The organism is Streptomyces anulatus (assembly GCF_000721175.1).
Lineage (GTDB): Bacteria > Actinomycetota > Actinomycetes > Streptomycetales > Streptomycetaceae > Streptomyces > Streptomyces anulatus_C.
Genome location: NZ_JOEZ01000021.1, coordinates 164,191 through 182,982, shown reverse-complemented (window position 1 = coordinate 182,982; position 18,792 = coordinate 164,191). Strand labels below are relative to the sequence as shown.

General features: G+C 70.9%; 20 protein-coding genes. 17 read left to right on the top strand and 3 right to left on the bottom strand.

The features are described 5' to 3' along the window. Positions 1–104 precede the first annotated feature (104 nt). Positions 105–851, top strand: coding sequence for a GntR family transcriptional regulator (locus tag IG90_RS0124710; RefSeq protein WP_033894619.1), 747 nt, complete (start codon positions 105–107; stop codon positions 849–851). Positions 852–911: 60 nt separating this feature from the next. After that, complete coding sequence (locus tag IG90_RS0124705) at positions 912–1,562, top strand: hypothetical protein (RefSeq protein ID WP_030588574.1); 651 nt, start codon at positions 912–914, stop codon at positions 1,560–1,562. 173 nt (positions 1,563–1,735) lie between these two features. Here the strand turns inward: IG90_RS0124705 and IG90_RS0124700 are convergent, their stop codons facing one another. Next, a complete protein-coding gene (locus IG90_RS0124700) occupies positions 1,736–2,533 on the bottom strand; it encodes an SLATT domain-containing protein (protein WP_030588570.1) in 798 nt (265 codons plus the stop codon). Between the two features lie 345 nt (positions 2,534–2,878). Here IG90_RS0124700 and IG90_RS0124695 point away from each other — a divergent pair, with 345 nt between their 5' ends. The 11 genes from IG90_RS0124695 (at position 2,879) to IG90_RS0124645 (ending at position 12,603) form a co-directional block, all read left to right on the top strand. Beyond that, the gene (locus tag IG90_RS0124695; RefSeq protein WP_073775674.1) at positions 2,879–3,223 is read left to right on the top strand and encodes a YbaB/EbfC family nucleoid-associated protein; all 345 of its coding nucleotides are present in this window, start codon (positions 2,879–2,881) and stop codon (positions 3,221–3,223) included. Between the two features lie 109 nt (positions 3,224–3,332). After that, a complete protein-coding gene (gene recR, locus IG90_RS0124690; protein WP_018961762.1) occupies positions 3,333–3,932 on the top strand; it encodes a recombination mediator RecR in 600 nt (199 codons plus the stop codon). 83 nt (positions 3,933–4,015) lie between these two features. Next, entirely contained in the window at positions 4,016–4,675 is a 660-nt protein-coding gene (locus tag IG90_RS0124685) for a DUF5063 domain-containing protein (RefSeq protein ID WP_030588564.1), read from the top strand. Between the two features lie 290 nt (positions 4,676–4,965). After that, positions 4,966–5,298: a helix-turn-helix transcriptional regulator gene (locus IG90_RS0124680; RefSeq protein ID WP_030588562.1), complete on the top strand. Its 333-nt coding sequence runs from the start codon at positions 4,966–4,968 to the stop codon at positions 5,296–5,298. Between the two features lie 147 nt (positions 5,299–5,445). Continuing rightward, complete coding sequence (locus IG90_RS0124675; RefSeq protein WP_030588561.1) at positions 5,446–5,964, top strand: SgcJ/EcaC family oxidoreductase; 519 nt, start codon at positions 5,446–5,448, stop codon at positions 5,962–5,964. A 332-nt stretch (positions 5,965–6,296) separates the two neighbouring features. Beyond that, positions 6,297–7,280: a hypothetical protein gene (locus tag IG90_RS0124670; RefSeq protein WP_030588560.1), complete on the top strand. Its 984-nt coding sequence runs from the start codon at positions 6,297–6,299 to the stop codon at positions 7,278–7,280. Between the two features lie 50 nt (positions 7,281–7,330). Next, a complete protein-coding gene (locus tag IG90_RS0124665) occupies positions 7,331–7,909 on the top strand; it encodes a Uma2 family endonuclease (protein ID WP_030588559.1) in 579 nt (192 codons plus the stop codon). 216 nt (positions 7,910–8,125) lie between these two features. Next, positions 8,126–9,397 carry an aspartate kinase gene (locus IG90_RS0124660; RefSeq protein ID WP_030588557.1) on the top strand — a complete coding sequence of 424 codons (1,272 nt, stop codon included), beginning with the start codon at positions 8,126–8,128 and terminating at the stop codon, positions 9,395–9,397. Beyond that, entirely contained in the window at positions 9,394–10,467 is a 1,074-nt protein-coding gene (locus tag IG90_RS0124655) for an aspartate-semialdehyde dehydrogenase (protein WP_030588555.1), read from the top strand. The genes IG90_RS0124660 and IG90_RS0124655 overlap by 4 nt, the downstream gene beginning before the upstream one ends. 358 nt (positions 10,468–10,825) lie before the next feature. Further along, positions 10,826–11,401, top strand: coding sequence for a SigE family RNA polymerase sigma factor (locus IG90_RS0124650; protein ID WP_030588553.1), 576 nt, complete (start codon positions 10,826–10,828; stop codon positions 11,399–11,401). Continuing rightward, on the top strand, positions 11,398–12,603 hold the full coding sequence (locus IG90_RS0124645; protein WP_233436039.1) for a hypothetical protein: 1,206 nt from the start codon (positions 11,398–11,400) through the stop codon (positions 12,601–12,603). Before IG90_RS0124650 ends, IG90_RS0124645 begins: the two co-directional genes overlap by 4 nt. On the opposite strand, the gene IG90_RS0124640 is transcribed toward IG90_RS0124645, so the two are convergent. After that, positions 12,573–13,400: an SURF1 family protein gene (locus tag IG90_RS0124640; protein ID WP_051860170.1), complete on the bottom strand. Its 828-nt coding sequence runs from the start codon at positions 13,398–13,400 to the stop codon at positions 12,573–12,575. The two genes, IG90_RS0124645 and IG90_RS0124640, sit on opposite strands and share 31 nt — an antisense overlap. Positions 13,401–13,451: 51 nt before the next feature. Beyond that, positions 13,452–15,290 (bottom strand): S9 family peptidase, encoded by a 1,839-nt coding sequence (locus tag IG90_RS0124635; protein WP_030588543.1) that lies wholly within the window; start codon positions 15,288–15,290, stop codon positions 13,452–13,454. Between the two features lie 401 nt (positions 15,291–15,691). Between IG90_RS0124635 and IG90_RS0124630 the strand changes: the two genes are divergently transcribed. The 4 genes from IG90_RS0124630 to IG90_RS0124615 all read left to right on the top strand — a co-directional run bounded on the left by IG90_RS0124630 (position 15,692) and on the right by IG90_RS0124615 (position 18,788). Then, positions 15,692–16,105 (top strand): hypothetical protein, encoded by a 414-nt coding sequence (locus IG90_RS0124630; RefSeq protein ID WP_206433940.1) that lies wholly within the window; start codon positions 15,692–15,694, stop codon positions 16,103–16,105. 63 nt (positions 16,106–16,168) lie between these two features. Continuing rightward, entirely contained in the window at positions 16,169–17,458 is a 1,290-nt protein-coding gene (locus IG90_RS0124625; protein ID WP_030588538.1) for a hypothetical protein, read from the top strand. After that, positions 17,455–18,042, top strand: a complete 588-nt coding sequence (locus IG90_RS0124620) for a hypothetical protein (RefSeq protein WP_030588535.1) — start codon at positions 17,455–17,457, stop codon at positions 18,040–18,042. Before IG90_RS0124625 ends, IG90_RS0124620 begins: the two co-directional genes overlap by 4 nt. Next, positions 18,039–18,788 (top strand): ATP-binding cassette domain-containing protein, encoded by a 750-nt coding sequence (locus IG90_RS0124615; RefSeq protein ID WP_030588532.1) that lies wholly within the window; start codon positions 18,039–18,041, stop codon positions 18,786–18,788. Before IG90_RS0124620 ends, IG90_RS0124615 begins: the two co-directional genes overlap by 4 nt. The last annotated feature ends 4 nt before the right edge of the window (positions 18,789–18,792 follow it).

Here is an 18,792-nt window from a genome sequence, read left to right as displayed (position 1 = left end):
TCGGGCACGGCGGCGGCCCTGGCTTATGGTGACCCGAGCCAGAGTGACCCCCGCCGGGAACGGCCGGCGAACGGGGCGGACGGGACGGACGGATGGGGGCCGGTATGAGTCCGAGCGGAGGTGTGACGCGCAACACCCTGCGCAAGCAGATCGCCGACGCGCTGCGTGACGAGGTGCTCGCCGGGCGTCTTCCGCCGGGCCGGGAGTTCACCGTCAAGCAGATCGCCGAGCAGTACGGGGTCTCCGCGACGCCCGTCCGCGAGGCGCTCTTCGACCTCTCCGCACAGGGGCTCCTCGCCTCCGACCAGCACCGCGGCTTCCAGGTACGCGAGTTCACCGTCGCCGACTACCGCGCGATGGCCGAGGCCCGCGCCCTCGTCGTCGAGGGCCTCTTCCGTAACCCCGCCGACCGGGTCGCCGTCCGGCCCGAGGCCCTCGCCCCGATCCGGCGGCGGGCCGCGGAGGCGGTCCGCGCCGCGAAGGGCGGCGACCTCGACGTACTGATCGGGTACGACCTGAGGTTCTGGCGGGAGCTCGGGCAGTTCGTGCCCAACGCCTACATCGCCGACTTCCTCACCAAGCTCCGGGTCCAGGCCTGGGTGTTCGCCGTGCACCGGCTGCGCCGCGACGGCATGGACGAGAACGTGCTGTGGTTCGGCCACGAGGAACTGGTCGAGGCCATCGCCCGGGGCGACCACGAGCAGGTCCACACCGCCATGCGCTCCTACTACGCGCACGCGCTCGCCTGGGCGGACCGCCTGGAGGGGCGGGAGCCCACGAGAGACACCCCGGAGCCGTCGGCGCCCCCCACGCCCTCCGGACCCCCGGAGGCCCCGGGGCACTGTGCGTGAGGTTCGCCCCGCATTACGCTGTCCCGACGATCGCCCGAACCCGTTGGAGAGCGAGACTTCGTGGCCTGTGACCTGTGGCTGGTCCCCCTCGTCGATGTGCTGTGCCACAGCGCCGACAATCCTTTCGCCGAAGAGATCGCCGTCTACGACAAGGCGCTGAACGACGCCGGTCTGCCGGCCGTCCCCGTCTACGCCTACATGCCGGGCCTCACCGGGGACGTCGCCCCCGTGGCCGGTTTCGACTACGACGCCCTGCACTTCCTGCGCCGCGCCTACCTGCTCCAGCTGAGCGGCCTCGCGGTCACCCCCGTCGCCGGTCTCGACGGCGACTACGAGCAGCTCCTGGAGATGTTCGAGCAGGGCGCGCGGCAGTCGCACCTGGTCTGGCACTACGACCACGCCGGGGCGTACGTCCCGGTGGACTTCCCGGCCCCGCTCTCCGACGACGCGCTCCTGGCGGGCGGCGGACCGCTGGGCTCCGCGCACGGACTGCTGCGGGAGCTGGAGTTCGTGGCCCCGTCCATCGGCATCGACGCGGCCAACCCGCCGGCCGCCCCGCAGCCCCCCTCCCGCCCCACCGCCCTGGAGGAACCGGCGGCCCCGATCCCCTACGACGACAGCCCGTTCGCCCGCGAGCGCCACGTCTGGCTGGGCCTCCACGCGGCAGCGACCCGCAGCCTGGCACAAGGCTCAATGATCATCTTCAGCTGACCACCCCGCCTGCTTCGTCCGCGGGCCGGGACGCCACCATCCAGCCCGCCCGCTGCCCCTTGCGGACCGGGATGCCAATATCCAGCCCGTCCGGCGATTGAGGACCGGGGGTCCGGGGGCAGCGCCCCCGGAGGGTCACCCCGTACCCCCGGCACCCCACCGCACCGGCGTCCTCACCGCGGCGGCGACTCCGGCGGCCGCTGCCGCGGCATGTTCGGCCGGGCCGCCACCGACGGCATCGAGAACCGCCCCGGCACCCCCGCCTCACCCCGCCCCCCGGCGCTCCCCGAAGCCAGGGCCTGCATGCCCATCGGCGCGGGCCCCGCCCGGAACTCCACCATCCAGTCCGCCGTCTCCGACCGCACCAGCTCCGTGACGTCCTCGGAGAACCTCCGCAGCACCCCCAGGCACCGCTCGGCCGCCTCGCTGGCCGTGCCCTCGGTCGGCCCGAGCATCTCCCGTACGCACTCCGAGGCCCAGTCGAACTGGAGCACCTGGAGCCGCCGCTGCACGGCCTGCGCCGTGGCGAGGTTCCTTATCCACCCGGAGGTGAGGCCGAAATACCGGTCGCCGGCCATGCAGGCGGCCCCCAGCAGCAGCGACAGATAGCCCCAGCCCGCCGACCCGCTCAGCGTTCCCGTCAGATCGAGCAGCGGCAGGGCGGCCCCGGCGACCACCCCGGCGGCGGTGCCCATCCGCAGGGCCCTGGCGGCCCGGCGCTTCCAGACCCGGTCGTTCAGATACCAGTCGGCGGTGTCCAGGGCGCCGGTCTCGACCCAGCGGTAGAGCTCGTCGAGCCGCTCGGCCGGTTCGCCCCAGTCGCCGAGCGGGAACGGGCGCCCGGTCAGATCGCGCCCGGCGGGGCGGACCCTGCCCGGGGCAGATGCGGAATGCTCGGCTCCGTTCTCACCGGATCCCGCATCGGACTCCTTGCGGGGCGGCCCCTCGGGCTGCATCTCCGGCTGACTCACCGGGGCACTCCTCTGCACTCTGACGGACGGGACGGACGCGTAGGGCTTTTCCCGGGACCGGGCCGGCCCGCACGACCGACGGCCCCCGCTGGGTAACTCTGCGTCACCGCACATGCGCGCTCGTGTGCCGATGTGCATGCCCTTCCTACCGCCGAATGGTGGGCCGTGGGGTCGAAATCGCGGGATTCCCGTCTGTGCACGGCCGCTGGTCAGGTATAGGAGCAATCACGCCGGGTCCCAGATCTCACCCGAAAGAGTTGGTCCCCGGCGGGTGGAGCGCGGTGACCGGGGAGCACGTAGGCTCGGCTTACCGAAACATTCGTCGTCGAAATGCCAGGAGTGACCGTGATTCCCGGTGGTGGTCAGCCCAATATGCAGCAGTTGCTCCAGCAGGCCCAGAAGATGCAGCAGGATCTCGCCGCGGCCCAGGAGGAACTGGCCAGGACCGAGGTCGAGGGACAGGCGGGCGGCGGTCTCGTGAAGGCCACCGTGACCGGTTCCGGCGAGCTCCGCGCCCTGGTGATCGACCCGAAGGCGGTGGACCCGGAGGACACCGAGACGCTCGCCGACCTCGTCGTCGCGGCCGTCCAGGCGGCCAACGAGAACGCGCAGGCGCTCCAGCAGGAGAAGCTCGGCCCGCTGGCGCAGGGCCTGGGCGGCGGGGGCGGCATCCCCGGCCTGCCGTTCTGACCGGACCGGACCGGACTGACCGGACCGGCCACAGGCAGGCCCGCGGGGCCTACTGGTACCGACCCGTACCCACTACGGTACGGAGCAGGAAGCAAAGAAAGGCGTTCCGTTGTACGAAGGCGTTGTTCAGGACCTCATCGACGAACTGGGCAGGCTGCCCGGCGTCGGTCCCAAGAGCGCGCAGCGGATCGCCTTCCACATCCTGCAGGCCGAGCCCACGGACGTACGCCGGCTCGCGCACTCCCTCCTGGAGGTCAAGGACAAGGTCCGCTTCTGCGAGGTGTGCGGCAACGTCGCGCAGCAGGAGCAGTGCGGGATCTGCCGGGACGCGCGCCGCGACCGGAGCGTCATCTGTGTGGTCGAGGAGCCCAAGGACGTCGTCGCGATCGAGCGGACGCGTGAGTTCCGGGGTCGCTACCACGTCCTGGGCGGGGCGATCAGCCCCATCGAGGGCGTCGGCCCGGACGACCTGCGCATCCGTGAGCTGCTGGCGCGGCTCGCGGACGGCTCCATCACGGAGCTGATCCTCGCGACCGACCCCAATCTGGAGGGCGAGGCCACCGCGACGTACCTGGCGCGGATGGTCAAGCCGATGGGTCTCAGGGTGACCCGGCTGGCCAGCGGTCTGCCGGTCGGCGGCGACCTGGAGTACGCCGACGAGGTCACCCTGGGCCGCGCCTTCGAGGGGAGGCGGCTGCTGGATGTCTGACCCCACCGCCGTACCCCCTCGGCCCTCTCACGTACAGCCGTCCGCTTCACCGTCTGTGACCGCGCCCACGGGAGGTCCCCTCGATGTCTGACGCCACGCTGAACTCCGTCACGCAGGACCCGGGCGACTTCGCCGTCCAGATCGCGGACCAGATCAAGACGTTCATCGTCGCGGTCACCGAGGTGTCCAAGGTCGACGAGCCGGAAGAGGCCGTCCCGGTCCTGCTCCTCCAGGTCTCACAGCTCCTGCTCGCGGGCGGCCGCCTCGGCGCGTACGAGGACGTCCTGCCCGACGAGCGGTACGAACCGGACCTCGGCCCCGAGCCGGACGCGGACGGCCTGCGCGAGCGGTTCGCGGTGCTCCTGGAGCCGATCGACGTCTACTCCGAGGTCTTCGACCCGTACGAGCCCCGCAAGGCCCCGGTCCCGCACCGGATCTCCGACGACCTGGCCGACCTGGTCACCGACCTCGGTCACGGGCTCGCGCACTACGACGCCGAGCGCACCGCCGAGGCGCTGTGGTGGTGGCAGTTCTCGTACTTCTCCAACTGGGGCTCCACCGCCTCCGCCACCCTCCGCGCCCTCCAGTCCCTGGTCGCCCACATCCGCCTCGGCCAGCCCCTGGAGGAGCTGGACGGCCTGGACACCGACCAGGACCCGGGCGAGGAGGACCTCGCCGAGGAGGCGGGCCGCGTGATGCTCCAGGAGATCGCGGCCCCGCTGGGCCTGCGCCCGGTGAAGTAGCCGGAGCAGCCGGGCCACCGATTCCCGTTCACTCGTTTGAGCAGAGGATATAAGGAAACGCTTTTATTCGGTGCGGCGTACGCTGAGATGCGAAGCATGAACTGGGAGATCAACCTTCACTCATAGGTGGAGCTGTGGCTGCTCAGGCTGGCGGAGGAGGATCCCGTGACGGCTGATCTTGTCGAAGCGGCGGTCGACATGCTGGCTGACAGCGGGCCTAGTTGGGCCGTCCGCTTGTGGACCGGCTCCAGGGGTGCCGCATCCATAACCTCAGACCCTGGAGGTGTCCGATGAGCGAGCACAGCAGCTGGGCCGAGGTGAAGCAGCGGATGCGTGCGGCCGCCCCGGAGGCGACCGACGCCGAGCGGGAAGGGCGCAGGCAGGCGGCGCGTACCGCTACCGAGGCGTACGTGCTGGGACACCATCTGCGGGTGATCCGCGAGGAGCAGGGTCTGACCCAGGCGCAGGTGGCCAAGTCCGTCGGCATTTCGCAGGCGCGGGTTTCCCAGATCGAGCGGGGCGAGATCCACAACCTGGAGAGCATGCGTACCTACGCGGCCGCGCTCGGTGCCAGGATCAAGGTGTCCATCGAGTACGGGGATCGAACGGTCGGGGCGGCATGAGGGGCGGTCTTCGCGGAATGCCCGATCAGCCTTGAGGGTCAGACTGGTCGGGTGGGCCGCGTCGGCCCTTGACCTCAACCGAGCTTGAGGGAAGAGGCTCCTGGGGACCGGCCGACGCAACGGCCGCATCCCACAAGGAGATTCCGCATGAGCGCAACGACTCCCGCCACCGCGCCCACTGTCATCAGCGTACTGGCCCCGCAGGAGGACGTGGACGCCATCGTCGCGTTCGTCGCCGGTGTGCAGCACGCCCAGCAGAACGCGCTGGCCGACGACTTCCTCGACGGCTTTCGCGAGGACGCCATCTGGACCACGGCCCACGGCAAGCGGCTGACGGGCCTGCCGGAGATCAGCGCCTTCACCCGCAAGGTGCTGCCCCCGCAGGCGGACTCCCCGGTGACCGCCACGTACACGGTCGACCTGATCCTCTTCATCCGCCCCGACGTGGCCGCGGTCAAGATCCGCCAGCGCCCGGCCACCAGGGACGGTGCGTTCCTGGACGAGATGTTCCACGGCCAGGAGGACCCCTCCGCGCTCGTGGCCGCCCATCCGGAGGCGGTCCCCGGCACCCCGACCTACTTCCTGGCGAAGGACGACGGGGTCTGGCGTATCGCGGCCGCGCAGAACACCCAGGTCTTCGACGTGGAGACGCTGACCGCGAGCTGAACCGGTCAGGGTCCGATCCCGCAATCCCGCAGGTCCGCCCGAGGCTCAAGCCCCGAGTCGCGAGCGCCGGGCTCCGAGCCCTTTCTGTAGGAATGGGTGGTCGGGTTGAACCCACCCACCCACCCTCCCCGACCAGGTTCCGAACTGCGCTGCGGACTGCGCGAGTTCGACCAAAAGTGACGGTTGGTGATCGGGTTGCGCCGGAGCGTATGCACGCTCTAGGTTCACGATCAGCAACCCACTATCCGTAAAACGGACAACCCCGGTGGTGCTCAGAACACCGACCGGGGTCTGACCGTCAGAGATCGCCCACCTTAGAAAGAACGATCCCCATGGCTGCTGCCAACCTTAGTGCCGCCCTGCGCGCTCCCGCCCACCCCATGGCGAAAGTCGGGTTCGGAAAGCGTCACGCCCCCGACCAGGCCCCGCCCCGCGCCGACGACTTCGCCGGCCTGGAGCCGCGTGAGGCGGCCATCGCCGCGTACATCGACCGGCTCCCCGAGGGTGCGGCGATCGGCTACAAGGTGCTCGCCGAGGAGCTGCCGGACTACGGGCAACAGGCGTGCCGCAGCGCGCTCGACCGGCTGACCCGGGCCGGACACCTCCGCCGCATCAAGGTCCACGTCGCCGTGGCCGACGGCCAGATGCGCTGGGTGACGCGTACGTACTTCTCCCGGACCGCCCGCGACGCCGACTGGTGGGCCGCCCATGTGCGGTTCGTCCGGGGCATGGACGCGCCGGGGCAGCCCCCGGCACCTGCCGCCGTGGAAACGGTCGAGGAGCCGGAGCCCGGCGTCCGGGCCCCGCGCTCGGAGGCGTACGGCCTCCTCGCCGGGCTCGGCCGCCGCGAGCCCCGGCTCCAGCTCTCCGAGGGCGACTGCGTGGAGCTGGAACACCTGGTCGGGGAGTGGCTGGCGCGCGGCGTCGGCCGCGAACAGATCACCCAGGCCCTGACCTCGGGCCTGCCGGCGTCCGTGCACTCCGCCGGACCCCTCCTCCGTAAACGACTGGAGACCAAGATGCCGCCGAGCCCCGCCCCCCGGCAGGAGAAGGACCACCCGAGCGAGCAGATCGTGGGCGCCGTGATGATGTGCCTCTTCTGCGACGAGGACGAGACGACGACCACGCTGGACCACGGCGTCTGCCGCGACTGCCGCGCCGAGATCGCCCGCGACGAGGCGGCCGGTCTGAGCGGCGATGTACCCGACACATTCCTGGCCCGCCCGCGCGCCGAGGTCGACGTCGCCGCCCGCATGGCCGAACTCCGCTCGGCCACCGTCCGCCCGGTCCTCCCGGCCCCCAGGTCGCGCCGATGAGCGTGCAGGAGATCCCGGTCGGGGCACCATGGAGGCAAGGAGGCGACGCCATGACCCCCAGGACCACCGCCCAGCCCCAGATGAGTGTCGAGGAGTTCGAGGAACTCGCCCGCCGAGCCCCCGAACTGGTGCGGCTGGAGTTCATCCATGGAAAGGTCCAGGTAAAGCCCGTGCCGAACGGGAATCACGCGGAGATCGTCAAGTGGCTGCAGAAGCTCTGCATGCAGCATCGGCCGGACCTGTGGCTCTATCCCGAGCAGGGCCTCGCCGTCGAGACGTACCGCAAGGGCCGGGCCCGGCCCGACGGCGTTCTCGCGCCCGACGAGCACTTCGCCGGGACGGGGGAGTGGGCGGCCCCCACCGGCGTACTGATGACCGTGGAAGTCACCTCCCGCGACGCCGACACCAACCGGCGCGACCGGGTCGAGAAGCCTGACGGCTACGCGGCGGCCAGCATTCCGGTCTACCTGCTCGTCGACCGTGAGGCGTGCTCGGTCACCGTCTTCACCGAGCCGGAGAAGGGCGCGTACCGCTCCGCCACCACCCGGCCCTTCGGCGCGGTCGTCGAGCTGCCCGAGCCCGTCGGCTTCACGCTCGACACCGAGAAGCTCAAGGAGTACGCCGACTGACCCTCCCGGCTCGCCGGTCCGTGCCCGATCGTGTGGGCTGGGACACAAACGGGAGTGCTCCCGGGCTGGGTGGGCAACAGCCCCGTACGAGCGGTTCGGGGCGACACGCCGTACCGGGTGATGAGCGGGACATCTCACCATCTGGTATGGACGGGTCGATTCCGGACTGCTCGTTAGACTGAGCCGACCGCAGTAATGACTGAGCGAGGAGCGCACGTGGGCCTTGTCGTGCAGAAGTACGGAGGCTCCTCCGTAGCCGATGCCGAGGGCATCAAGCGGGTCGCCAAGCGAGTCGTCGACGCCAAGAGGAACGGCAACCAGGTGGTTGTCGTGGTGTCCGCGATGGGTGACACGACGGACGAGTTGATAGACCTCGCCGAGCAGGTGTCTCCGATGCCTACCGGCCGTGAATTCGACATGCTGCTGACCGCCGGCGAGCGGATCTCCATGGCCCTGCTGGCGATGGCGATCAAGAACCTGGGCCACGAGGCCCAGTCGTTCACGGGCAGCCAGGCCGGTGTCATCACCGACTCGGTCCACAACAAAGCGCGCATCATCGACGTCACGCCCGGCCGCATCCGGACCTCGATCGACGAGGGCAACATCGCCATCGTCGCCGGGTTCCAGGGCGTGAGCCAGGAGGGCAAGAACATCACCACGCTCGGCCGCGGCGGGTCGGACACGACCGCCGTCGCGCTGGCCGCCGCGCTGGACGCCGAGGTCTGTGAGATCTACACCGACGTCGACGGCGTCTTCACCGCGGACCCCCGGGTCGTGAAGAAGGCGAAGAAGATCGACTGGATCTCCTTCGAGGACATGCTGGAGCTGGCCGCGTCCGGTTCCAAGGTGCTGCTGCACCGCTGCGTCGAGTACGCACGCCGTTACAACATCCCGATCCACGTCCGCTCGTCCTTCTCCGGACTGCGCGGCACCTGGGTCAGCAACGAGCCGCAAGGGGACCAGAAGGTGGAGCACGCGATCATCTCCGGAGTCGCCCACGACGTCTCGGAGGCCAAGGTCACCGTCGTCGGCGTCCCGGACAAGCCGGGCGAGGCGGCCGCGATCTTCCGCGCCATCGCGAACGCCGAGATCAACATCGACATGGTGGTGCAGAACGTCTCCGCCGCGACGACCGGGCTGACGGACATCTCCTTCACCCTGCCCAAGGCCGAGGGCCGCAAGGCCATCGACGCCCTGGAGCGGACGAGGAGCTCCATCGGCTTCGACTCGCTCCGTTACGACGACCAGATCGCGAAGATCTCCCTGGTCGGCGCCGGTATGAAGACGAACCCGGGCGTCACCGCCGGCTTCTTCGAGGCGCTGTCCGACGCGGGCGTCAACATCGAGCTCATCTCGACGTCCGAGATCCGCATCTCGGTGGTCACCCGTGCCGACGACGTCAACGAGGCCGTGCGCGCCGTGCACACCGCCTTCGGTCTCGACAGCGACTCCGACGAGGCAGTCGTCTACGGAGGCACCGGCCGATGACCGCACGCCGCCCTTCGCTCGCGGTCGTCGGTGCGACCGGGGCGATCGGCGGCGTCATGCTCCGGATCCTCTCGCAGCACGCGGACGTCTGGGGCGAGGTCAGACTCGTCGCCTCACCGCGCTCGGCCGGCCGCAAGCTGGTCGTGCGCGGCGAGGAGACCGAGGTGCTCGCGCTCGCCGAGGACGTGTTCGACGGCATCGACGTGGCCCTCTTCCTGGTGCCGGACGACGTGTCCGCCCACTGGGCCCCGATCGCCGCGTCCAAGGGCGCCGTCGTCGTCGACGACTCGGCGGCCTTCCGGCTCGACGACGACGTACCGCTGGTCGTCCCGGAGATCAACCCCCACGCCGCCCGGCTCCGGCCGCGCGGCATCGTCGCGTCCCCGAGCTGCACCACGCTGTCGCTGATCGTCGCGGTCGGCGCGCTGCACGCCGAGTTCGGGCTGCGCGAGCTGATCGTCTCCTCCTACCAGGCGGTCAGCGGTGCGGGCCGGGACGGCGTCGCGGCCCTGCGCGAGCAGCTGGCGCTGGTGGCCGGCACGGATCTCGGCACCCGGCCCGGGGACGTACGCCGGGCCCTCGGTGACGAGGCCGCCACGGCGGACAGCCCGTTCGCCGCGCCCGTCGCCCTGAACGTCGTGCCCTGGGCCGGAACCCACGCCGGCGACGGCTGGTCCTCCGAGGAGATGGCCATCCGCGAGGAGTGCCGCAAGGTGCTGGCTCTGCCGGCTCTCAAGGCCACCGCGACCTGTGTGTACGTCCCCGTCGTCGCGACGCACTCGATGTCCGTCCACGCCCGCTTCGAGAACGAGGTCGCCGTAGGCAAGGCGCACGAGATCCTGGCGACCGCCCCCGGCGTGGTGCTGTTCGACAGTCCGGAGTCCGGAGATTTCCCCACTCCGTCCGATGTGGTCGGCACCGATCCCACCTGGGTGGGCCGCGTCCGGCGGTCGATGGACGACCCGCACGCCCTGGAAATGTTCCTTTGCGGTGACAATCTCCGAAAAGGTGCGGCTTTGAACGTGGCGCAGATCGCCGAATCGGTTGCCGCCGAATTCCCCCGGGCATGATCGAACCTATTTTGTAGGATCTGTGAACGCCCTATGAGTGATTTGCTGGTCTGAACCTCTTGAGCTGGGACGTTGTCTTATCCGACGATGATCTCCCGGCCATCTGCAACCGCACCTCGGCCGGGCGGCGTCTATGCGGTCACTCTTGCGTGGCCAGACGCTATGACGGGGCATTTGGGGAAGAGCAGGTACGTATGAGGGCATGTCGCACAGTGCTGAACGTGGCACCGTCCGCGTACAACCCTGACGGGGGGCAGCGTGTCCAACAGGCGTGGCAGAGGTTCTCGACATCACAGTGGTGGGCCCGTTGCGAGGCGCGTCGACGCGTCCGCTCCGGCGGCCCCGCGCGCCCGGCGGCATGCCGGTGATCGCGCCCATGCCCGCTGCGCGCCCGGCCCAGCTGCCCTCGCAGCGCGGAGGTGCTGACGAGAGCGTGGCAGCCGGAACCACGGTCGACCATCTCACCGAGACCTACCGCGCCCACTACCGCTCCCTGCTCGGCCTCGCGGCCCTGCTGCTGGACGACACCGCGTCCTGCGAGGACGTGGTGCAGGAGGCGTTCATCCGCGTGCACTCCGCGCGCAACCGGGTCCGCGAACGGGAGAAGACCCTCGCGTACCTCCGCCAGACCGTGGTGAACCTCTCGCGCTCCGCACTGCGCCGCCGCATCCTCGGGCTGAAGCTGCTCTCCAAGCCGATGCCGGACATGGCGAGCGCGGAGGAGGGCGCCTACGACCAGCTGGAGCGGGACGCGCTGATCAAGGCGATGAAGGGGCTGCAGCGACGCCAGCGCGAGGTGCTGGTGCTGCGCTACTTCGCGGACATGACGGAGGCCCAGGTCGCCGAGACGCTGGGTATCTCCCTGGGGTCGGTCAAGGCGTACGGTTCCCGGGGTATCGCGGCGCTGCGCGTCGTGATGGAGGCCCAGGCGTGAGCGGGCCCGAGCAGCGCCCCGGACAGGGCCCCGAGCACAGGAACGAGAATGACCCGACGGGAAGCGGAATGGTGAACCACGGGCCGGAGAAGACTCCGCACACCGATCCGGACCGCCCGCACGACGGGAGCGCCGGACCCGAGCCGGGCCGGACCCCGGAACCCGCGCCGCCCGCGCGGGTGGACGACGAGACCGGCGAGGACCCGGACGAGCTGGACGAGGTGGCCCTGCGCCGCATGCTGCAGGGCGCGGTGCGCGAGCTCGCCCCCTCCGAGGGGACCCTCGACCATCTCCACCGCGCCGTCCCCGCCCGCCGGGCCAGGCGACGGCAGGCCGTCGTCGGGGCGGCCGCCGCGGCCCTGCTGATCGGCACCGCCGTCCCCGCCTTCGTCCACGTCGCGGCCTCGGACGGCCCGTCCACTGCCCGCCCCGCCATCGCCGGACACGGCGAGCAGGCCCAGGGCGGCAACGGGGACGACACCGGCCCCGAGGAGCCCGGCCGGCGGACCGTGGAGCCCACCGAGCGCGAGAGCGAGGGCGGCATCGGCGAGGCCGACCCGGACCCCAGCCCCACCGAACGCGGTGGCAGCGACCCCGACGGGGCCGTGGCGGGCGAGGAGACCGACTCCCCGAGCGCCGATTTCGCGTCCCTGCCGGTCTGCGACCCGAGTCAGCTCGGCGTCGCCTCCGCGAGCACCGACGCACCGGGGGCCGACGGCACGGTCTACGGCAGCTTCAAGATCGCCAACGTGTCCGGCAAGGACTGCACGGTCAGCAGCAACGGCACGGTGGGCTTCACCGCCACCGGCGCGGCCGACCCGCTCAGGATCGGCGTCGTCCAGCACGCGGCGGGCGACGCGGCCCCCGGGCTGCCGGACCCCTCGCAGGAGCCGGGAACGGTGCTGCTGAAGCCGGCCATGGCGTACGAGGTCAAGTTCGCCTGGGTGCCGACCGACACCTGTCCCGCCGTGGGGCCCTCACCGAGCCCGACCCCGTCGGCGGACGGCGCGGGCGGATCGGTCGGCGAGGGCACCGACCAGTCCGGCGTCGAGGCGCAGTCGCTGTACGAGGACGGGGGCACGGCGGAGGGCAGCGTCGCCGTGACGCACACCCCGGAGACGGGAGCGCCCACCGCGGAGACGAAGATCCCCAACGCCTGCGCGGGCACGATCTACCGCACGGGCGTGCTCGCCACGTCGTAGTCCGGCGAGGGCGGGTCCTGCGCGTCTTCCGGTACGAGGCCCAGCGCGATGTCGCGCTCGGCCTCGGCCTCGCGGCGCACCAGCCGGAACCACATGAAGAGCACGAAGCCGGCGAAGACGAACCACTCGCCCGTGTACCCCAGGTTCTGGAAGGCCTTCAGATCGAGGCCGCTGCCCTGCGGGGCCGCGGCGGGCACGGGCTTCAACGCACCGCCCGTAGCGCCCGCCCCGGCCTCGGGAAGCGTCACCCAGGCGTCGTACACGTCGTACGGGACGAGGTTCACCAGGGTCGCGGCGCTGATCATGCCGACCTGGCCCGCGGGGAGCCCGCCCCGGACGTCGACGCCGTCGCTGTTGGTGTTCTCGGAGGCCTGGAGGTCGCCGGTCACCGTGACCTCGCCCTCCGGCGCGGCGGGCACCGGGGCGTCGCTCGCGGAACCGGGCAGCCAGCCCCGTACCACCGGCAGGGCCTTGCCGCTGTCCGTACGCAGCAGACTCAGGACGTAGAAGCCCTGCCGGTCGTCCAGTTCACGGCCGGGCACCAGGAACTGGTCGGCGTACGTGCCGGTGGCGACGGCCGGGCGGCCGGACGTCACCTTGTCGACGGGCAGCAGCTCGTCCAGGGGTTTCGCGGCCCGCGTGCTGGGATCGGGCCGCTTCTCCGCCTGTTCGTGCGACTGCACACGGTCCTCGAAGCGGCCGAGCTGCCAGGTGCCCATGAACACGCAGAACGGGATGGCCAGCACGACGAAGAGGTTGATCCCCCACCATCGCGGGGTCAGCAGGAACCGGTACACCCCTCAAAGGTACGGTTCCCCGCCCCGGGCGCCCGGAGCGGGGTCCGTGATTCATCCGGCGCTCACGCCCGCCCCGGGGCCCGTGGAGGCGGCCACGCCTCCTCCCAGGTGCTTGAGGGCGAACTCCAACTCCAGCCGCACCTGCTTGATCCGCTCCTCCACCACGAGCGAGCCGTGCCCGGCGTCGTACCGGTACACCTCGTGGACCGCGCCGCGCGCCGCGAGCCGGTCCACGTAGTTCTCCACCTGACGGATGGGGCAGCGCGGATCGTTGACGCCCGCCGAGATGTAGAGGGGGGCGCTCACCGCGTCGACGTACGTCAGCGGGGACGAGGCCTCGAAGCGCTCGGGAACCTCCTCCGGCGTGCCGCCCAGCAGCGTGCGGTCCATCGCCTTCAGGGCCTCCATCTCGTCGTGGTAGGCCGTGACGTAGTCCGCGACGGGTACGGCCGCCAGGCCCAGCGCCCAGGAGCCGGGCTGGGTGCCGAGGCCGAGCAGGGTCAGGTAGCCGCCCCACGAACCTCCGGCCAGGACCAGCCGCTCCGGGTCCGCGAGCCCGGACGCCACCGACCAGTCCCGCACGGCCGCGATGTCCTCCAGCTCGATCAGGCCGACCCGGTGCTTCAGCGCGTCCGTCCAGGCGCGGCCGTAACCGGTGGAGCCCCGGTAGTTGACCCGGACGACCGCGAAGCCGTGGTCCACCCAGGCGGCGGGACCGGAGGCGAAGGCGTCGCTGTCGTGCCAGGTCGGGCCGCCGTGGATCTCGAAGATCGTGGGGAAGGGCCCTTCGCCGGTGGCGGGCTTCTGCACGAGGGCGTGGATCCTGCCTCCCGGCCCCTCCACCCACGCGTCCTCGACGGGCACCGACGGCGGGGCCTTCGCACCCGGCGGGTCCAGGACCACCGCGCCGCTCGTCGACCGCACCACGGGCGGCTGCGCGGCCGAGGACCACAGGTACTCCACCGTGCCGTCCGGGCGGGCCGTGGCGCCCGACACCGTGCCGGCGGGGGTCTCCACGCGCACGGGCTCCGGGGCTCCCGGCTCGTACCGCCACAGTTCGCTGCGGGCCTCGAAGCTGTGCTCGATGAGCAGCGCGGAGCCGTCCGGATACCACTCGGCGCCCACATCGCCCGGCAGGTCGACCGGCAGCGCGGTCTCCGTGCCCGCGACCGGGTCCCAGATCATCGGCTCCCAGCGGCCCCGGCGCTGATGCCCGACGAGCAGCCGGGTGTCGCCGGCCACCGGGGCGAAGCCCAGCACGGCGAGCCCCAGCTCCTCGGTGCCGCCCTCGGTGTCGTCCAGCTCGGCCACCGTGGAGCCGTCGGGGCGCACCACGCGCAGCGCGGAGTGCATCGCGTCGCCGTGCTCGGTGTGCTCCAGCGCGATCAGGGTCCCGTCGTGGGAGAGGTCCCCGACCCCGGCGGACTCCCGGTGCCGGTAGATCTCGACGGGCTCGGCGCCCGGCGTCCGCACCACGTGGACCGTCGTGCCGTCCTCGTCGGTCGAGCGGCCGATCACCGCCGAACCGTCCCGCCCGATGGCCAGGCCCGCCGGGTAGGAGGGTGCGAGGCCGGGGGCGGCCGGCTCGTCCTCCCCGCCGCCGAACGGCTGGCGCATCCACACCCCGAACTCGTCGCCGTCGGTGTCGCTGAACCACCAGACGGCTTCCCCGTCCGGCGTCAGCACCCCGTCCGTCGTGCCGTTCGGCCGGTCGGTGACCTGCCGCTGCCGCCCGCTCGCCCGGTCCCACGCGTACAGCTCGTAGGTCCCCGTGGCGTTGGAGACGAACAGCGAGCGGTCGGGCGCGTCCTCGGCCCAGTCGGGAAGGGACACCCGGGGCGCGCGGAACCGCTTCTCCCAGTCGGGTACTGCTGTTGCATCAGTCGTCATCCCCCTATCCAACCCGATCGCCCGGCCTGCCCGTAGCGGGATGCGGAATGCCTCTCGCCGGGGGGCGCGTGCGGGTCGGGACGGAATTCCCGGGGCTGAATTCGGGGTCGAATTGCGGAGTTCGAAGATGCCTCATCCATGGGGGCCGGGCGATTGTCAACCTTCGGCGGCGTGACAGAAGTCGCACGGGAAGTCGGCGGAATGCAGGAGTCCGGTTCTTCTGATTTCGATGAGGGTGTAATGGATCGGATCAAGATCGGATGAACCGGACATGTGCTGCTTCTAATGGGCTTCGAAACCCGCTGACCAGTGCTAATGTTCGGCGACTTTTCGGTTTTCCGTTCGAGGGGGTCTCGGCGACCGGAAAGTCCAGGGAGGGGATTCCCATGGTAGGAAGTCGTATGCGCAAGGCTGTTTTTGTCGCCGGAGCCGCCGCGGCGCTCGTGTTCGCGACGAACACGGGTGCCTGGGCGAACTGGACCGCCTATAACTGGGTGGGCGACCAGGGCAAGATGTCCCAGCAGTGGGTCGACGAGTCGTACAACGAAATCAACTTCACCGGTTGCAAAGAGGTGTACGGCCGGACGAGCGTCAACGTGGAGCTCTGGCAGCAGATCGACTGGGGGAGCGACAAGATGCACGACTCCTCCAAGTTCACGGCCTGCTTCAACGGCTCCGGCTCCAAGAGCACGGCCACGGAGGAAGGGCTGCCCAGGGACAGCTACTACTTCGAGATCGGAAACATCGGTTCCGGTTGCATTTCCTGCGCCGTCGCCGTCAACAAGGTCAACGTGGACACCACCAAGGCCGACTGATCCCTGCCGGGCCTCCGCGCGCCCTGCGCGGAGGCCCGGCTCTGCGCTCCACGACGAGGCCCCATGCGACTCTCCACCTCTCTCCGCACGCACCCGGCCGTGCTGGCCACGCCCTTCATCGGGGCCTTCTTCTGCTACGTCTTCCTGACCAGCACCCGGCGTATCGAGCAGCTCATCGACCTGCCCTGGGCCGCACAGGCCGCCTCCTACGCCGCGCACGCCCCCGTCCCGATGGCCGCGGCCGCCGCGGCGGGGCTCACCGCTGTTGAGGCCACCCGGCTCAAGGCGCTGGGCGCCTGGCAGCTGGGCGCCGTCCAGCCCACGTGGCGCATCGCGCTGCAACCCGTCCTCGTCACCGTGGCGTGCCTCTCGACGCTGACCGCCGGAGTCATGGCGGGCGGCCTGTGGGTGGTCGGTGTCCTTCCCGACCTGTACGCACTCCAGCTCCTGGCCATCGTGATGGTGCTGATCGCCGCCCACGCGGTCATCGGCTTCGTCGTCGGCCGACACCTCCATGCGCTGTACTCCGCGCCGCTGGTGGCGGTGGCGGTCTTCGTGGGCATCAGTTCTCCGCTGGGCACGGACAGCTACTGGGCGCACCATGTCACCGGGGCGATCGACTGGGTGGGATTCGGTGAGGCGTATTCGCCCGCCATGACCGTGGCGGCGGTCCTGCCCACGGTCGGTCTGGCACTGGCCTGTGTCGCGCTGGCGGCCTTCCGCCGCGACCCGGTCCGCTACGTCGCCCTGTCCCTCGTCCTGGCCGTCGGTGGTCTGCTCGGCGCCTACGGCATCACCGCGGACTGGCGTTCGATGCCTCCGACCGCCAAGGGACTGGCTCCGGTCGTCTGCGAGGGGACCGCGCCCGAGGTCTGCCTGCCGGAGGCGGGGGCCGATCACATCGGTGAGGTCCAAGTCGAACTCCGGCGGATGACCGACCGGTTGGAGGCCAAGGGCCTCATCGAGCGAAAGCCCGAGCGTGTCACCGACATCTCCGTGGCGGACGTCCGGCGGATCGACACCGACGGAGCGGGCTGGACCCTCGCCCTCGCACCGGGTGCCGCGGATCAGGTGCTCCGGGAGAACATCGCCATCTCCGTGGTCGGCGCGCCCTGCGAGGAACCGGACTGGAACGTGCTGCACGTCAACACCCTCTGGGCGGCCCGGACGATAGGCGTCGAGAACCACTACATGACGTGGCTCTCACGGGAGACCCAGAAGTTCAGCCAGGGCCAGACCAGGGAACAGCTCCTGTCCGAGACGGGATCGGTGGCCGAGCTGCCCCTGCCGGAACAGAAGAAGTGGTACGCCCAGAAGCTCACGTCCGCCTGCCCGGCCGGCAGCCGGCCATGATCTGGTGGCTGCGCCAACGGGGCGCTCTCGGACTGCTGCCCGGTGCGCTGCTCGCCTTCGCAGTGGGCATCGGTCTGACGAGCGGGGTGTCCGTCGTCTTCCCCTCGTTCCTGGGGAACTACGCGATGATGACGGAGCTCAGCACCTTCGTCGCCGTCATCCCCGGCATCTCGCTGATCGCCTGCCTGGAGCGGCGGATGTCCCCGGTGGAACGCTCCGCCGTCCGGCGCGTCGACGCACGGGACATCGTTCTGGTGTCCGGCTTCGCGCTCCTGGTGTCCTTGGTGGCCGCGGGGATGTCTCTCGCGGGGGCGGACGCCCTCCTGGTGGCCGCGCGCAACAACCTCCTCTTCTGCGGACTCGCCCTGGGCGCCTGGCCCCTGCTCGGGCACCGCGCGACGCTGGTCCCCGTCTTCTGGATGATCCAGTCCATGTTCCTCGGCAGTCGGAGCCGTGACGACCCCTACCCCTGGGTGATTGTCACCGAGGCGGCTGACGTCACCCACGCCGCCGTGGGGGCCTTCGCCGTCTTCCTGGCCGGGATTCTCGCCTTCATCTGCCTCGTACCAAGGACCGACCGATGAGCCTGCAACTGGACCGCGTCACCTTCCGCTACCGCCGCTGGGAACGCCCGGTGCTCTCCGGCTTCAGCTACGAAGTCCCCGACGAGGGCCTGACGATCCTGCTCGGCCCCAACGGGGCGGGCAAGTCGACCACGATGTCCCTCCTGGCCGGCACGGTGGCGCCCGGGGGAGGCAAGGTCCGCCTCAAGGGCTCCGACGTCACCTCCGCCACCGTTGAGTACCGCCGCCATGTGGCGTGGCTGCCGCAGAAGGTGCCGACGTCACGGCAGCTGACCGCCCGTGAGTACGTGGCGTACGTGGCCTGGCTGAAGGGCGAGGACCGTTCCGCCGCGTGGGAACGCGCGGGTACGGTCCTGGAACAGGTGGGCCTCGCCGAACAGAGCGGCCGGAGGACGGCCAAGCTCTCCGGCGGCCAGCTCCGCCGGGTCGGCATCGCGTGCGCCCTCGCCCACGACGCGCGGGTGATCCTCCTCGACGAGCCCACCGCCGGCCTCGACCCGCACCAGCGGACCGTGTTCCGCGACGTGCTGCGGAAGGTCACCGAGCGGATCCCGGTGCTGATGTCCACCCACGACATCGCCGACCTGGCCGACGAGGCGAACACCGTCTCCCTCATGGACCGCGGCCGCATACTCCACCACGGGGCGACCGGGAGCTTCCTGGAGCACGCACGGCCCGACGCCGCCGCCGGCCGGCAGGCCGAGTCCGCGTACTCCGTCCTCATGGGTCTTGAGGGCACCGGATAACCAC

What these genes read in the sequence shown, in the direction of transcription:
- IG90_RS0124710 (WP_033894619.1), top strand. Translation starts at nt 105, where the DNA reads ATGAGTCCGAGCGGAGGTGTGACGCGCAACACCCTGCGCAAGCAGATC.
- IG90_RS0124685 (WP_030588564.1), top strand. Translation starts at nt 4,016, where the DNA reads ATGTCTGACGCCACGCTGAACTCCGTCACGCAGGACCCGGGCGACTTC.
- IG90_RS0124680 (WP_030588562.1), top strand. Translation starts at nt 4,966, where the DNA reads ATGAGCGAGCACAGCAGCTGGGCCGAGGTGAAGCAGCGGATGCGTGCG.
- IG90_RS0124675 (WP_030588561.1), top strand. Translation starts at nt 5,446, where the DNA reads ATGAGCGCAACGACTCCCGCCACCGCGCCCACTGTCATCAGCGTACTG.
- IG90_RS0124670 (WP_030588560.1), top strand. Translation starts at nt 6,297, where the DNA reads ATGGCTGCTGCCAACCTTAGTGCCGCCCTGCGCGCTCCCGCCCACCCC.
- IG90_RS0124665 (WP_030588559.1), top strand. Translation starts at nt 7,331, where the DNA reads ATGACCCCCAGGACCACCGCCCAGCCCCAGATGAGTGTCGAGGAGTTC.
- IG90_RS0124655 (WP_030588555.1), top strand. Translation starts at nt 9,394, where the DNA reads ATGACCGCACGCCGCCCTTCGCTCGCGGTCGTCGGTGCGACCGGGGCG.
- IG90_RS0124650 (WP_030588553.1), top strand. Translation starts at nt 10,826, where the DNA reads ATGCCGGTGATCGCGCCCATGCCCGCTGCGCGCCCGGCCCAGCTGCCC.
- IG90_RS0124635 (WP_030588543.1), bottom strand. Translation starts at nt 15,290, where the DNA reads ATGACGACTGATGCAACAGCAGTACCCGACTGGGAGAAGCGGTTCCGC.
- IG90_RS0124630 (WP_206433940.1), top strand. Translation starts at nt 15,692, where the DNA reads ATGCGCAAGGCTGTTTTTGTCGCCGGAGCCGCCGCGGCGCTCGTGTTC.
- IG90_RS0124625 (WP_030588538.1), top strand. Translation starts at nt 16,169, where the DNA reads ATGCGACTCTCCACCTCTCTCCGCACGCACCCGGCCGTGCTGGCCACG.
- IG90_RS0124620 (WP_030588535.1), top strand. Translation starts at nt 17,455, where the DNA reads ATGATCTGGTGGCTGCGCCAACGGGGCGCTCTCGGACTGCTGCCCGGT.
- IG90_RS0124615 (WP_030588532.1), top strand. Translation starts at nt 18,039, where the DNA reads ATGAGCCTGCAACTGGACCGCGTCACCTTCCGCTACCGCCGCTGGGAA.